The 14,422-nt window shown below is 51.4% G+C and carries 11 protein-coding genes and 10 pseudogenes; 19 read left to right on the top strand and 2 right to left on the bottom strand.

Annotated features, from left to right (window positions below):
- The first annotated feature begins 42 nt into the window (after nt 1-42).
- The 6 genes and pseudogenes from O3W44_RS00100 to O3W44_RS00075 all read left to right on the top strand — a co-directional run bounded on the left by O3W44_RS00100 (nt 43) and on the right by O3W44_RS00075 (nt 3,783).
- Nucleotides 43-451: pseudogene (locus O3W44_RS00100) on the top strand (type II toxin-antitoxin system HicB family antitoxin).
- 154 nt (nt 452-605) lie between these two features.
- On the top strand, nt 606-848 hold the full coding sequence (locus O3W44_RS00095; protein ID WP_269291467.1) for a phage holin: 243 nt from the start codon (nt 606-608) through the stop codon (nt 846-848).
- 2 nt (nt 849-850) lie between these two features.
- Nucleotides 851-1,363, top strand: a complete 513-nt coding sequence (locus tag O3W44_RS00090) for a lysozyme (protein WP_269291465.1) — start codon at nt 851-853, stop codon at nt 1,361-1,363.
- The gene (locus O3W44_RS00085; protein ID WP_269291464.1) at nt 1,344-1,793 is read left to right on the top strand and encodes a lysis protein; all 450 of its coding nucleotides are present in this window, start codon (nt 1,344-1,346) and stop codon (nt 1,791-1,793) included. The genes O3W44_RS00090 and O3W44_RS00085 overlap by 20 nt, the downstream gene beginning before the upstream one ends.
- Before the next feature lie 221 nt (nt 1,794-2,014).
- A complete protein-coding gene (locus tag O3W44_RS00080; protein WP_331283427.1) occupies nt 2,015-2,770 on the top strand; it encodes a KilA-N domain-containing protein in 756 nt (251 codons plus the stop codon).
- Nucleotides 2,771-2,970: 200 nt separating this feature from the next.
- Nucleotides 2,971-3,783 carry a cell envelope biogenesis protein OmpA gene (locus O3W44_RS00075; RefSeq protein WP_269291461.1) on the top strand — a complete coding sequence of 271 codons (813 nt, stop codon included), beginning with the start codon at nt 2,971-2,973 and terminating at the stop codon, nt 3,781-3,783.
- 640 nt (nt 3,784-4,423) lie between these two features.
- On the opposite strand, the gene O3W44_RS00070 is transcribed toward O3W44_RS00075, so the two are convergent.
- Entirely contained in the window at nt 4,424-4,762 is a 339-nt protein-coding gene (locus O3W44_RS00070; protein WP_269291458.1) for a hypothetical protein, read from the bottom strand.
- Nucleotides 4,763-4,797: 35 nt separating this feature from the next.
- Here O3W44_RS00070 and O3W44_RS00065 point away from each other — a divergent pair, with 35 nt between their 5' ends.
- From O3W44_RS00065 to O3W44_RS00010, 13 genes and pseudogenes are all read left to right on the top strand, one after another.
- Nucleotides 4,798-5,376: a terminase small subunit gene (locus O3W44_RS00065; RefSeq protein WP_269291456.1), complete on the top strand. Its 579-nt coding sequence runs from the start codon at nt 4,798-4,800 to the stop codon at nt 5,374-5,376.
- Nucleotides 5,363-6,824, top strand: a pseudogene (locus O3W44_RS00060) (phage terminase large subunit family protein). The gene O3W44_RS00065 and the pseudogene O3W44_RS00060 overlap by 14 nt, the downstream one beginning before the upstream one ends.
- Nucleotides 6,825-6,835: 11 nt before the next feature.
- Nucleotides 6,836-8,265: pseudogene (locus tag O3W44_RS00055) on the top strand (DUF1073 domain-containing protein).
- A gap of 37 nt (nt 8,266-8,302) precedes the next feature.
- Nucleotides 8,303-9,197: pseudogene (locus O3W44_RS00050) on the top strand (phage minor head protein).
- A gap of 41 nt (nt 9,198-9,238) precedes the next feature.
- Nucleotides 9,239-10,640, top strand: a pseudogene (locus tag O3W44_RS00045) (DUF2213 domain-containing protein).
- A gap of 3 nt (nt 10,641-10,643) precedes the next feature.
- A pseudogene (locus O3W44_RS00040) lies at nt 10,644-11,077 on the top strand (hypothetical protein).
- Between the two features lie 11 nt (nt 11,078-11,088).
- A pseudogene (locus tag O3W44_RS00035) lies at nt 11,089-12,175 on the top strand (major capsid protein).
- A gap of 231 nt (nt 12,176-12,406) precedes the next feature.
- The gene (locus tag O3W44_RS00030; protein ID WP_269291455.1) at nt 12,407-12,562 is read left to right on the top strand and encodes a hypothetical protein; all 156 of its coding nucleotides are present in this window, start codon (nt 12,407-12,409) and stop codon (nt 12,560-12,562) included.
- Between the two features lie 2 nt (nt 12,563-12,564).
- Nucleotides 12,565-12,636: pseudogene (locus tag O3W44_RS24815) on the top strand (DUF7370 family protein); the annotation flags it as partial.
- Between the two features lie 95 nt (nt 12,637-12,731).
- On the top strand, nt 12,732-12,944 hold the full coding sequence (locus tag O3W44_RS00025) for a DUF7370 family protein (RefSeq protein WP_269291453.1): 213 nt from the start codon (nt 12,732-12,734) through the stop codon (nt 12,942-12,944).
- A gap of 164 nt (nt 12,945-13,108) precedes the next feature.
- A pseudogene (locus tag O3W44_RS00020) lies at nt 13,109-13,466 on the top strand (hypothetical protein).
- 21 nt (nt 13,467-13,487) lie between these two features.
- Nucleotides 13,488-13,821, top strand: a pseudogene (locus O3W44_RS00015) (HK97 gp10 family phage protein); the annotation flags it as partial.
- 124 nt (nt 13,822-13,945) lie between these two features.
- The gene (locus O3W44_RS00010; RefSeq protein ID WP_269291452.1) at nt 13,946-14,188 is read left to right on the top strand and encodes a hypothetical protein; all 243 of its coding nucleotides are present in this window, start codon (nt 13,946-13,948) and stop codon (nt 14,186-14,188) included.
- Nucleotides 14,189-14,241: 53 nt separating this feature from the next.
- On the opposite strand, the gene O3W44_RS00005 is transcribed toward O3W44_RS00010, so the two are convergent.
- Nucleotides 14,242-14,422 (bottom strand): hypothetical protein (locus O3W44_RS00005; RefSeq protein ID WP_269291451.1); only part of this gene is annotated, 181 nt, incomplete at its 5' end.

Raw genomic sequence — 14,422 nt, 5'->3', positions numbered from 1 at the left:
GCCCTTCGGGGCTGTTACTCGCAGAGGTTCACTTAATCATTTATGCGATATCCAGTAACGTTCGACTGTGATGAAACGGGGTGTGCAGTATTTTTTTCCTGACATCCCTGAAGCGATGACCGGTGGCGATACCAGAGAGGAAGCGTTAGCACTGGCGCAGGATGCTCTGGTAACGGCGTTTGATTTCTACTTTGAAGATCGCCGGGAAGTGCCGCCGCCATCATCGGAGGGTGAGGCATTTATTGAAGTGCCTGCCAGTGTGGCCGCTAAGTTACTTTTGCTTAATGCTGTAGTTCAGGCAGGAGTTACTAACGCCGAACTGGCGCGAATGATTGAAACGCGACCACAGGAAGTAACACGCATTCTCGATCTGCACCACTCAACTAAAATCGACACGATTCAAAAGGCGCTTTCTGCGCTGGGTAAGCGGCTTGAAATAGTCGCCGCCTGATAAAATTCAGCACTCAATTTCAAAGGCTCACTTCGGTGGGCCTTTTCTGTTTAGCGACCTCCCGAATCCAAATCGTTTATCCCTGGCTGTGTAGGGGAGGATCGCTCTTTTCTTCTGGCTACAGACAGCACCGACCGTAATCACGGAGGTGTGTATGAGTATCGATATGAGCAAACTGGCATCAGGCGCGGCATACGGCGCATCTGCCGGGACAATTGCTAATGGTCTGTTGACCAGGCTAAGTCCCGATGAATGGAGTGCTGTAGGCGTGCTGGCCGGTATTCTGGTCGCGCTATTCACGCTCGGCATCAACTGGTATTACAAACGAAAAGCTACTCTGGCACAGATTAAGGCTCTACAACGCTGGCCTACCACGCCCGACCTCACCGAGGAATAACCATGGCAATGTCAAACTCACTGCGCAACAAACTGATTGCTGCGGCAGGCGGCGGAGCCATGCTTATCGCTACGATATTCCTTGGTGGAAAGGATGGGGTAGAGGGAAGGATATACGAGCCTTACAAAGATGTGGCAGGAGTCTGGACTGTCTGTGATGGGCATACTGGCACCGATATTGTGAAGGGCAAGACATATACCGACCGCGAATGTGATCGCCTGATGTGGAACGACCTGCAGCCCGTGAAAAAAGCGGTAGATGGAATGGTAAAAGTTCCTCTGGGCGAATATCAGCGGGCGGCACTCTACAGCTTCACATATAACGTTGGCACGTCTGCGTTCTCAAAATCAACGCTCCTGAAAAAGCTTAACGCTGGTGATGTGGATGGTGCCTGTGAAGAGTTGCGTCGCTGGATTTACGCAGGCGGCCAGAAATGGCGCGGACTGATGAACCGTCGAGATATGGAACGCACCATGTGCCTGGCGGAGAGTGTTGATGATCTGGCTGGCAAATAACTGGCGTGTTCTGCTGTGGTTCCTGCTTTGCCTCGGCATTGCGGCGTTTGCTTCGGTAGCTAACTACTACCACAGCAAATACGAATCAGCATCCAGCCTGGCGGAAACGCGACAGGAAACAATCAATGATATGCAGCGCCGCCAGCAAAGCGTTGCCGCGCTCGATGCCAAATATACACAGGAGCTAGCTGATGCTAAAGCCACTATCGACCAGCTGCATGATGATGTTGCTACTGGCAAGCGTCGGTTGCAGCTCAACGCAACCTGCACGAAGCAACCCACCGGCCCCTCCGGCATGGATGATGCAGCCAGCGCCCGACTTACTGACGCCGCTCAACGGGATTATTTCACCCTCTCAGAGCGAATCGAAACAGCCGGAAAGCAAATAGCCGGTTTGCAGCAGTACATCATTGAGCAATGCCTGAAATAAAAAATATTACTTGACGGCACTTTGCAAATTACAAAGTCCGTTTAATACGCCTCGCATTCGCGGGGCTTTTTATGTCCGCAGTAAAGCGCGCCATGCCCGGCGCATTCAAATAACACAGAGCCTTCTGGAAACAAGCCTCGGAGAAACGCCGTTATAGGTGGTGACCTTCTCTGTGGGCGTCGTTTCTGGGCAACGAGGCTTGCTTCCAAAAGGAATACATGATGAGCAATATCATTCCGATGAGTTTTGACGATCACCAGTTCCCGTTTACAGCTAATGGCTGGCTTAATGCTACCGATGCAGCAAAACATCATAATAAGCGTGCCCTGGACTGGCTCAGGCTGGATTCAACGAAAGATTACGCAAGAGAAATTGGCGAAGAGCTTGAGATATCAGCGACTAATGATAAAGGTGAGATTTCTCACCTTTTAGTAGATGTCCGTTCTGGTCGAAAAGGTGGTACCTGGATTCATCCTGAGCTGATCATTGAATTTGCCCGCTGGCTTTCCCCGAAATTTGCGCGTGCATGTGATCGTCACATCAAGAATTTACTTCTGAGCAAAAACTTCCAGCTTACAGAAGAACAGATTGTTGGCCTGATGGTTTATCAGCAGCCCACGTCATGGGAGAAACGATTCAAAGAGCCTTTCTATCAGTCACTGGCGAAGATGTCCGGTCTCCCATACTTCGGTCACGTTGGTGGATGTCCTGCGCTGTTCGGGCAAATAACCGCCCGGTGGGTATATGGAGTGGCATTGCCGGACTTTGTTTATCAGTCAGCAAAAGAGGCTGCAGGCGAAAGCGGTGAGAAAATTCACCAGCACCTTAAACCTGATGCGATGACTAAGGTTGAGCTGCAGTTGATAGCAGTAACGAATATCGCTAACTGCAGCATCGACACGAAGGATTTCGAGGCCTGTTGCATGTCCGCATTTCCGGTTAAAGGGCAGATGAAGCTGCTTTATGCTGCGGCGTAACCAACTTCACTCACATCTGAGTGATGTAACCGAGAGCCTCTTTCACAACGGCTCTCTCTTCACTCTGAACTCAATTACCTTCAGCCTTGCATATTGCGAGGCTATTTAGGCCCTCAGCGGGCTTTTTAAATCACAACGGCCACACGGATTGCTTCTCATAAGGAAGCGATGTTTACCCTCCATACTCTTAAGGATGATAAATGAAAAAGTTAATCTTAATGTTGGCCTGTGCGTTTTCTGTTTCTGCCATGGCGGAGACTTATACGACCTATAAACCCATTCCGGAAATTACCACCGGATACGCTAACAGTGTTGTGCAATACAACCCTGGTGAAGGCGCATCTGGTATCGGTGTTGTGACTGAGAACATTCTGGGCGCGCCAGATGATCCCAACACAGGCTCTAATGCTCCCTTCAAGTTCCTGTCTTTAGGTAAGGGCGGGAATGTGATTGTTGAAATGGGCGTTGCCCTTCAGGCTGACGGCACTTCAGCCAAAGAGCTTTATGTGTTTGAGTCCCGCACATATGAGACCTTCGACGTCTATATTTCAAATGACCAGACTTCCTGGACGAAACTGGCAGTTTCCGGTTCGGCTATTCAGGATGGAGCAGGTTCATGGGTTGGCTTCAATCTGGATGGGCAGGTTCCGGTAGGTCAGTCTTACCGCTATGTACGCATTGTCGATACTGGAAATCAAGGCAGTGCCTTAGCAGGAACCTATGGTTCTGACATTGATGCGGTCATTTCTACTGCGGCTTTGCCTTCCCAGGCCAGCTATAAATACATCGATACCGATTCCCGCAATGGGAAGGTCTATGACCTTTATCAAAATGTAGGAACGGGCGCTATCGGCGTGAAAATCATCGATAAGGACAACAAGGTTACCTACATCCCGTTCTCCACGGACGGTAGCCTTGATGCTGTAGCATTATCCCTGCAGGGCGATTTCAATTGTGACGACGAGAAGGACATCAACGTGCTTGCCACACGTAAAGCTGACAGCGTCAACTGAACATCATCAAGCAGCAAGATGGCACAGCTATCAAAACTATCGACAACAGCGTGACCAAATAATCATCACAAGGCGCATTTACGAGTGCGCCTGATGATGAAATCAAAAACACCCTCTGAAGATGGAAATCCGGAATCTTCAGAGGGATGCAAACATCATTCGGTACCTATTGAAAGTTACCAGAATGCACAGCTTAGTATTTTGATTGAGAGCAAGGGATAACGGTTAGCCACGCTGTGAAGCGTTGCGAAGCTAAAGGGGAAATTCTGAAAAGACCCCGGCGCTTTTATAAGTGACCTTTTATGCGGCAGTGGTTAATCTGAAAATTCCAAAAGAGGAGAAAAAAATGTTTGACTATACAGGTTTCAAAAAGATCCGAGTAATAATGGCTGGGTGAAGGGTTGGATCGTTTTTGATAATGACAGAACTGCTTTTGAGACAATTTTCAAAACAGAAGAAGAAGCTAGAAAAAAACTGAAGAACTTGGCAAGCCTTACGCCTATTCTTATGGTTCGCATAGAGCCAATTCTGATGATTACATTCTTGACGACTACCAAGCGTAAAAAGCCCAAAATGCAACATGCCGCCTCCGGGCGGTTTTTTATTGCCATTACAAAGCTCATCAATCGGTGGGCAACGATTAGGAGCGGTAAAAACACTGCAAGGCCCATTCATGGATCGTTATGTGCAATGGCTCATGAAATACCGCGTCAGTACTTTTAATGAAATGAATCATAGATTCAATGCTGCTATCCGTTTCAATGAAAGCAACAGATACAGGGTCGTCATCATCTGCCAAAATGTGTTCAAGCATGACCATTTGTTTGCCTTGGTAAATGACGTCTGAAATTGTCAGTTCATATGATCCGCTTAAGTCGCACCTAATTTTAAAGTTACCTTTAACCTCAATTGTCAAAGGGTAAAAATAAAGCGAATCATCTTTATCCAGACGCCGTTCCCAGTCGTAGCTATTACTCATAACCAATATGACTTCTTTTTCTGAAGAGAATTTAAATGGCACTCACCGACAAACAAGAAATGTTCTGTCGCGAGTACCTCATCGATTTGAACGCCACGCAAGCGGCTATTCGGGCGGGGTACAGCGAAAAGACAGCTAATCGCACCGCATCCGAAAACCTGTCAAAACCTGACATTCAAAACAGAATTGCCGATTTAAAATCACAACGCAATGAGCAAGTTAACATTGATGCGAGCTACGTACTGCGCCGATTGGTTGAGATAGACCAAATGGATGTGCTTGATATCGTTCGAGACGACTTATCACTTAAGCCTGTTACTGATTGGCCTGCATCGTGGCGGCGATACATTTCCGGGTTCGATCTAGCAGAGATGTTCGAATACACCGGCGAAGATGGCGGAAAAGAACTGGCTGGCATACTCAAGAAGATTAAGTGGCCGGATAAGGTAAAAAACCTTGAGCTGCTTGGTAAGCACATCAGCGTCATGGCGTTCAAAGAGCAGGCTGCACACGAGCACACTGGCAAGAACGGCGGCCCAATTGAAGTGGCAACGCTGACCAAAGACGAATACAAAGCTGCGCGACGGGAGATGCTGGAGGATGACGACTGCTGAGCAGAAGAACTATGCGCGTCGATTAGAGTGTGAAGAGGATGGGCTGTATTACGCTCGTTACTTCTTCAAGCAGCGCACCGGCGGCAAGATGATTGTCGCGCCACACCACAAAGTTATTCAGCAAACGCTTGATCGCGTAATCGACGGCGAAATAAACCGTCTGATAATCAACGTTCCGCCTGGCTACACAAAACCGAGCTGGCTACCATCAACATGATGGGCAGGGGCTGGCACTAAATAACCGCTCCCGCTTCATGCATCTGTCGTACTCGCACAACCTGGCGCTGCTCAACTCATCTACCGCACGCGGCATGATTAAGTCGAAGGCTTACCAAAGCATGTGGCCGATGGAGCTACGCGATGATGCTGATAGCAAGGCTATGTGGTGGAATGAGTTTGGCGGCGGTGTGTACGCATCATCCGCTGCTGGTCAGGTTACGGGATTTCGTGCCGGGCATATGGAGTCAGGCTGGCAGGGCGCGCTGATTATTGATGATCCGGTCAAGCCGGACGACGCCTACAGCGAAACCGTTCGTGACGGTGTGAACAACCGCTTTAACGAAACTATCAAATCACGACTGGCGATTGAAACAACGCCGATGATAGTGATTATGCAGCGTATCCACTACCACGACCTGAGCGGCTATTTGCTGCGGGGTGGCAGTGGTGAGAAGTGGCACCATCTGAATCTTCCTGTCCTGATTGATAACAGCCAAGGTTACTCTGAGCAGTACCCGGACAACACCCACGCTATGCCGATTGATCACGGCCTGCCTGATGGCTGGTTGTGGCCTTTCAAGCACAACGAATCGCACCGGGTATCACTGTTCTCTCATCGCCGCACTGCTGAAGCGCAGTACATGCAAAACCCTCGCAGGTTTAACGCTGAGGGTGCGCTTTGGACTGAGGATATGATTGCCGCTGCACGATCACTCAATATCAGCGAGACGCTTTCGAGAACGGTTATCGCAATCGACCCGCAGGCAACTAACAGTGCAGAAAGCGATGAAACAGGCATTGTGGCCGCAAGTGCGTATGGTATGGGTGAACGCAAGCAATACTCAGCTGATGGTGATTACAGTGGAAAATACTCTCCCAATGGCTGGGCAACACGCGCCATGGACGCTTACCAGCAGCATGATGCCGATGCCATAGTGATTGAAACCAACCAGGGCGGCGACATGGCCGAAGAAACGCTGCGCAATGCAGGCTTCCGTGACCGCATCATTCGCGTACATGCCAGCAAGGGTAAGTTTGCCCGCGCCGAACCAATATCGGCCCTCTACGCTCAGGGCCGTGTCGCGCATCGCGGCAATCTCTATCAACTGGAAAATCAGCAGATGGAATACGTTCCAACCACTGCAAAGAAATCGCCTGACCGTCTTGATGCGCTTGTCTGGGCGATGACCGAATTAAGCAGTCAGACACCTGGCGCAATCTTCTTCTAAGGAGCTCATCAGTGAGTGAACAAAGCAACGAGGTATCATTCCTCGTTAATGCCCTTGCTGATGCAATAGGGCGGCAGCGCATGCTGTACGCTGGTCAGCCGGGCAATACCAAGCGAACGAAGCTTTGGGATGAGTTTGGTTATCCAAACGACCTTGAGTTTGATCGCTATTACCGTGCCTATGAGCGCAACGCAGTTGGCTATGCCGCCGTGCATAAGCTGCTTGATTCCTGCTGGGTTGATAATCCCGTCATCATTGATGGTGATGAAGACAGGGAGGCAACCGAAACAACCGAATGGGAAAAACGCGTCACCAAATTGCTGAAGCGTCACTGGCCCAAAATCAAAGACGCCGACCGCCGCAACCTGATTGGGCGCTATTCCGCAATCCTGATTCAGTTCAGGGATAGCAGAGACTGGAGCCAGCCGGTTGATCGCACAGTAGTAAGCGGTCTCGCGGATAAGGCAATCGTGAAGCTTATCCCCGCATGGGAATCCCAGGTTAAGCCTGGCAACTTTGATACCGACACACTATCCGAAACCTACGGACAGCCAGTGTCCTACAACTTCAACGAGCAGCCTGTTGGGGATGATGGCACATACGGGCCGGTTCGTGGTGTTACGGTGCATCCTGATCGCGTAATCATCCTGTGTGAAGGCTCGGAAGACGAAAACATGCTGGCTGGCGTGCCTTATCTGCGCGCCGGTTACAATAAGCTTCTCGACCTTGAGAAAGTGTCAGGTGGTAGCGCAGAGGGCTTCCTGAAGAATGCGAGCCGCCAGTTAGGCATTGCCTTCGACAAAGATACCGATATGGCAACACTTAAGGCACAGGCCGTCGCAGCCGGATTTAAAGACCTCGGTGACGCGCTGAACGATAAGATTGCCCGAATGAACCGTGGAACGGATGCAGCACTGGTTATGCAGGCTGGTTCGCCGTCAGTGCTTTCAGTTGCCGCTGCCGACCCGCAGCCAACGTGGAAGTGACTGCTAATGAGTTCGCAGCCTCGATTCAGTGTCCGTTCACCATTCTGTTCGGCCAGCAAACCGGTCGCCTCGCTTCTGATGAGGACAAAACAGACTGGGCGAAGCGTTGTAACGGGCGTCGCTGGGGATTCATGACTTCGGTGATTAAATCGCTTCTGGAACGATTCTGGACGCTTGGCGTTATTGACGAGCCAGCATCTGGCGAGGTGTCTCTCGCTTGGGCCGATTTACTCGCACCAAGCGAGAAAGAGAAGATCGCTAACATGCAGGCACTGGCAACTGTTGCGAAGGACACGCAGTCAGCCTTTGGCACCCCGGCGGTTACAGAAAATGAAATCCGTGCAGCAGGTGAGCTGGAGCCAATTCCAGAAGCTGAGCCGCCAGAAGTGCCACCCGGAGACCCATTAAGTGACGACCCAGAAGCTAATCCGGACTCCGGTAATACCGCGCAATAAAGCTGACCCAACGCAATCATCCCGACCTGTTAACCGGATGTTCCGCGACATAGAAAACCGCTACTACCAGATTAAGGTGGCTTTAAAGCAGCTATTCGATGCGCGCCTAACCGGGCAGGAAAAGGTTAGTAACCAGAAAACGCATGCCGTCCACGGCAATGTGATTTATCAGGTGAATGCCGGAACTTATATCTATGACATGACGGCATCACAGCTTGCTGACCTGCTACAGCGCGTACAAATCATCCTTGATGATTACCTGCTGGAAGGTGGAAGCAATAACCTGTGGGCGCTGAGCTATGTTTCTGATGAGTATGAGCGAGGCACACAGCAGGCATTCACAAACCTGTCGGTGCAGTCGCCCATCTATGAGCAGCAGACCACGCTGGCGCAGTTGCTTGGCAGTCCGGCGTACCAGAATCAAATCGCAGCAGCTTACGTTTCTACCTACAGCGACTGGCTTCTGAGTCCGACCGGGCACGTGGTGACCTGGCTAATGTGATTTCCGATGCGATAGGCCGGGAATTAATCCGCGAGAAACCGCGCGTATCGTCAGTCAGCGCCTTGATGTTTCGATGGCGCGGGCCAAGAACATGGCGCAGACCGAGCAGGTTGGCGCACTGCGAAAGGCCCAATTGCAGGAAGTGGACTGGTCAAGAGAAAGGCTGGGGCTTAACACTGCCGTTCTGTGGCTGTCTGCTCTCAAGCCAACGACGAGATCGTGGCATGCAGCGAGGCATGGAAAGACTTACACCACAGAAGAGGTGGAGGCGTTCTATGCAGTCAACGGTAACCGCTATCACTGCTATTGCGCAAACATCCCAGTGATTCTGGATGAGGATGGAAAGGTAATTAATCCGGGGTTGGTAGATAAGCTAACCAAAGAGCGCCAGCAATGGTCAGGCATCGAACAGAAGAGAGGTCGCACATAGCGGCCTTTTTTGTGCACGAAACTAAGCAATGAGGAACAGCCGTGAAACTTTCGAGTATTCATGTAAAAAGCCTCGCCATCAACGCTGCCAACATCTCAACCGAAACCATTGACGGTGACGAGCATATCGTTATCCGCGGCGTCGTGCCGGTCGTGGATGACGTTGTTATGAATGGCGGCCTGTATCCGGCGGCAGAAATTAACAAAGCATTTCAGACGCTCGAAGGCAATCAAATGCCGTTCGGTCATCCGAAAATCGGCGGCGAGTTCGTCAGCGCCAACAACCCTCGCGCGGTAAATAAGTTTCACATCGGCGCATGGGCGGAAAATGTCCGCAAAGACGGCGATCGCGTCGTCATGGACATGAAGATCAACAAGCGTTACGCATCGGCCACCGATAACGGCAAGCGTGTTCTTGAGCGCATCGAAGAAATGCAGGGCAACGCCGAAACCGATCAATCCACGTTTCTACCGGGCTGTTGTTAAGCCGCGAGCAGAACAAGGGTAAGTCAAAAGGGAAGAACTATTCATGGGTGGCGCGCAACATGCGCTTTGACCATGTGGCGATTCTGCTTGATGAGCCTGGCGCGGCCACTCCTGACGATGGCGTCGGCATCTTCGTGAACGCAGATAACTCCACTGAAGAAGTCGAAACCGAAACAGTAGACCTGACCTCAGCATCCAACTGCACGCAGGAAGGTCTGATCAACAAAACGAAGTTCTTCTTCACCAACGCCTCCAATTTCTCCTTTGACGACATTCAGCGAGCCATTTGCACAAAGCTGCGCGACGGCAAGGGAAGCGATTACTACGCCTGGCCGGAAACGGTATGGCCGGAAAAGTTCATCTATCGCGAAGGCGAAAAGATGTTCCAGCAGAAGTACCTGATCGGCGATGACGGCACCGCTGAATTCGTCGGCGAACCACAAGAAGTCGTGCGCAAACCTACTGAGTACGAAATTAAAACCAACGGAGAAAGTAATCCGATGAAAGAAATGATTATCAATGCGCTGCAAGCCGCTGGTAAGCCGACCGAAGGCAAAACCGAAGCAGAATTGCTCGATGCGTATAACCAGATGACTGCCGAGAAGGCGGGAACCAAAAAACGAAACGCCTGAAGAGAAGGCCGCTCGCGAGAAGAAAGAGGCTGACGACAAGAAAGCCAAAGAAACCGCCACCAACTCTGAAGAAATGCCAGCCTGGGCAAAACTGCTCACCGATCAGGTTTCTGCGCTGAACACTCAGTTCAATGCCAGATTCTGACAAAGAAAAGGGCGAGAAGCGCTGCTGTAAAGCGAAATTCGGTCTTGAAGAAGCAGCCGTTAACGCACTGGAAGGTGCAGCACTGGATGGCCTTTACGCGCAGTGCCAGACCTCTACCGGCCTGAATGGTTCTTTCCGCCAGGCTAACTCAAACCAATCTTTCAGCGAAATGCCGGAGTAAGAAATGGCTAAAGACGGAAAACACGTAATTCACGCCGGTGGTGTGTATCCCAATCCACTACTCAACCGTGAAGGCGGCGCTGCAGCCGTGACTGCACCCGGCACAATCGGCTTTTTCAGCGCAACTGACAAATTCACCGCATCGGTTGATGGTGCTGAATCATCAATCCTGTATGTAGCGAACAAAGACTACCTGCGATGCCTGAGCGTGGATGACAACATTGCCGCTAACGAGTTGGTGGTTGGCATTCATCCTTTGTCTGGCATGTTCCTGAACGTGCGCGCCGCTGCTGGTACTTACACGCAAGAGCGGCCCGTTACCGTGGCTGACGGACAAATCACGGCAGTAGCAGATGGCGCTGCTGTTTTGCTTATGTCGAAGAAGATGTTGCTGTCACTGCGGTGGCGGGTGATCTGATTCGCGTTGTGTTCAAGTAAGGAGCACCTGAATGTTTGTATTTTCCCGTTCTATTGGCGAGCGAACCGGCAACCTAGAAGTCAACCAGTGGCAGTTCAATAACCTGCAGCGTGAGCGTGATGCTTCCGCGCAATCAATGGCTGACTTCCTTGCCCGCACACGCTTTGGTGAGCATGGCTCACTGGATGCAGTTAATGCTGTGGATGATATCCGCCGCCTTTACCGCGCATACGACACCCACTGTTACGCAGCAGTTTGAGCCGAACACCGAGTTCACCTGCTGAATGACCTGATGCCATTGTCCCGCTCAGTGCGCCTGGAGCAGTCTCGTTATGACTATGCGCGTACCGGTGGTCGTGGCTGGGCGCATACTTCAATGTCCGGCCAGATTGGCGCGGCACTGGATGCCAAGTCCTACACCTTCGACGGCACGATGGTTCCGATCCATGATTCGGGCTTCAAGTTCGAATGGCGTGATCCGATTTTCAACAGCCCTTCAGCATTGCAGTCTCAGGCTGATGCGCAGCGCGGATCTGTTGATGATGTGCGACGTCAGTATGTGAACTACATCTTCAACGGCTTCAAAGACAAAGCCGGTAACTGGGCTGTGTTCGACGGCCTGACCTGGAAAGGCCTGCGTGATGATGAGCGCGTGATGCAGATCGATTTGGGCTCAACCGGCCTGAATATTGATTTCAGTTCTGCCTCTGTTTCATCTGCTGACATCCGCAACGGCGCTATCGCGCTGCGTGACCAGATGCGCCGCATTAACAACCAGTATGCAGATCAGACCTGGTACGTATCAGGGGACATCATCTCTAACCTTGAACGCTTCTTCTCTGATAACTACCAGAGCGGCACCATCCTGGCTGAATTGCTGAAACTCACCGGCATCTCCGCAATTAAAGAAGACAGCCAGCTAACCGGTAACGAAATTGTCATCGTTCCGCTGACCGCGCAGGTTATCGCACCAATCGTTGGTCAGGCTGTTGGCACCGTTGCAGAGCCGCGTCCGCACTACAACAGCGATTACATCCTGGCGCACATGGGGTGCAATGGGCCTGATGGTCAAGCAGGACATCAACAGCAAATACTCTGTTATCCACGCCTCTAGCTAAGGAGCAATTATGGCACTGGTAGAAATCACGTCAGGTAGTCTGCATACCGGGTGCCAACCTCCGTAAGCTGGAGGTTGGTGAGATTGTTGAAATTGACGATGCGACCGCAAAACGATGGGTCGATACCGGCAAGGCGAAAGAAACCGACAAGAAGAAGGGCACCAAGCCGACCTCCTTTGAGGTGGCAACGCCGTCATCAGGTGACACGTCGGCACTGCAGGAAAAAACTCGATGATGCGAACGCGCAGATTAAGACACTGGAAAGATGCCGCTGAAACGAAAGAAAAAGAGCACGCAACTGCTCTGGAATCTGAAACCAAGCGTGCTGATGCCGCCGAAGCGAAGGTTGCTGAGTTAACAAAGGCCGAAACAGCTAAGGATAAGTAACTATGGCAGCCCAAATCACGCTGGATGACGTTAAGCCCCTGATGGCTGAATTGGGCTTCACGGTTCCTGATGCTGTCCTTCAGTTGCTCATCGAACAGGTTAACCTCGCGTCTGCCTGCATGGACGGGGGTGGGCTACTCCGAAAGCCTGCAAAAGCTGATGCTCATCTATGCAGCTGCGCGACTGGCCGCCCTGTCCGGTGCCCGCAAAATCTCCCTCTCCGTCTGCTCCGTCTGGCGCGTCACGGTCATTCACCTACGACAGTGCCGGTACCGACTATCTGTACAAGCAGTTGCTGGCGTGGGACCCGAATGGTTGCCTGAGTGGATTACCTTTGTCAGGTGTTTCGGTCGGATTCTTTGATGTGGTCGGAGGGTGTTGATGGAATGGGTTAGTTCATCATCAGCTGCCCAGGCCATTCGAGCGTGTATGGGTGAAGACTTCAAACGGGCGGCAGACAACCGGCTATGTGAACAGCAGCGGTGAGTGGGTGATTAACTGCCCGCGCATTGCTGCTGAGAAGCCCACTGTAATCAGCTGGAGGAAATGACATGTCATCTTTTAGCCAGTTGGTCATACACGGCTCAGGCGACCATCTGGAAGCCTTTTGGGGCTGGATAGTACGGCGACTCTCTTGGCTGGTCTGAACCACTGGTGATTTCCCGCGACTATCAGGGTGGGCTGAGCAAGCGGTTAGGGGCGATAGGCGGCGAGAAGGTGGTAAAGAACACCATATGCGGGTCGGAGTACGCACTGGCAGATACTGGTGATTACATCTTGATTGGTGCTTCGGAGCAATCCTGACCCGATAGCAGCGGGCGCTGATGAGGTGATGCAGGCAATTCGCTATGCAGACACCCCTGAGCGTTTGACTGATGATTATGCAATTCTGACCGGGAGCTAATATGGGAGTAAAGTCCGCGGCATCCGTCAGGCTCAGCAGAACCTCAATGCACTGATTGGCGACATTCAGGGCAGGAAGGCTGTCAGGGCTATTCAGAGCGCATTAATCATTGGCTCATCACAGGCTGCGCTGTACACACACCTATCGATACATCCACGCTCATCAACAGCCAGTATCGAGAGCTCGACATCAAAGGTGCGGGTTAACCGGACGGGTTGGCTACTCGGCTAATTATGCGGTTTATGTTCACGATCCGAATGTACCGCAGACATTCCGCCGGGCGACAGCCCAGAAGGAGTTTTTGACCAAAGGTTTCGAGGATACTCGCGACCTCATCGACCGAACCATTAAAAGGAGATGGGCCGGTAGATCCTCCGATGCTGCATCCAGCGCGTTAAAGAATCATTTGTCGGACTGTGGGACTGACTTTGTGATTGTGGACGATTTTTCTAATTTGAATGTTGTTATTGCCGGTGTTTGTGAAAACGCTGGTTCATCATATTCCGTTTCTTTTTGGCGATCTAAGTGGACCGGATATCAGCTCTGACCATTACGTGCTTATTGGCCCTGATCAAATGCAAGTCCGCAGGCGACTACGCAAAGTCAGAGTCAGCGTACGGACCATCCTCGACTACGTGCAGCAAAACCCTATCAGCGACCCACTGCGTCGGCAATCCCCCTGTATGGGTGGCATACCATCCGCAATCCCGGCAGAGGCGTAGCAGTCTAGCGCCTGCAATTTTACACACCACCACCTGTTCTTACGGCGAGTTAATCAAAGAGGAATTACCCATGGCAGCAAATTTGCCCAACGGACAACACAAAGTTGTTTGGCCGCGCCGTTGTGCTCAGTAGCTAATGGTGCGATGCAGTACCGCAAGTCAGAGTGGAAGGCTCTGGCTGCGAGCACCAGTAAAGGCTTCGACTTCTCGCCCAATGGCAATGACGTCAGATGC

The sequence above is a fragment of the Pantoea sp. LMR881 genome, assembly GCF_027157825.1.
In the GTDB taxonomy this organism is placed as follows: domain Bacteria; phylum Pseudomonadota; class Gammaproteobacteria; order Enterobacterales; family Enterobacteriaceae; genus Pantoea; species Pantoea haifensis.
The sequence above is the reverse complement of the archived record's forward strand: the minus strand, read 5'-3'. Positions and strand labels throughout refer to the sequence as shown.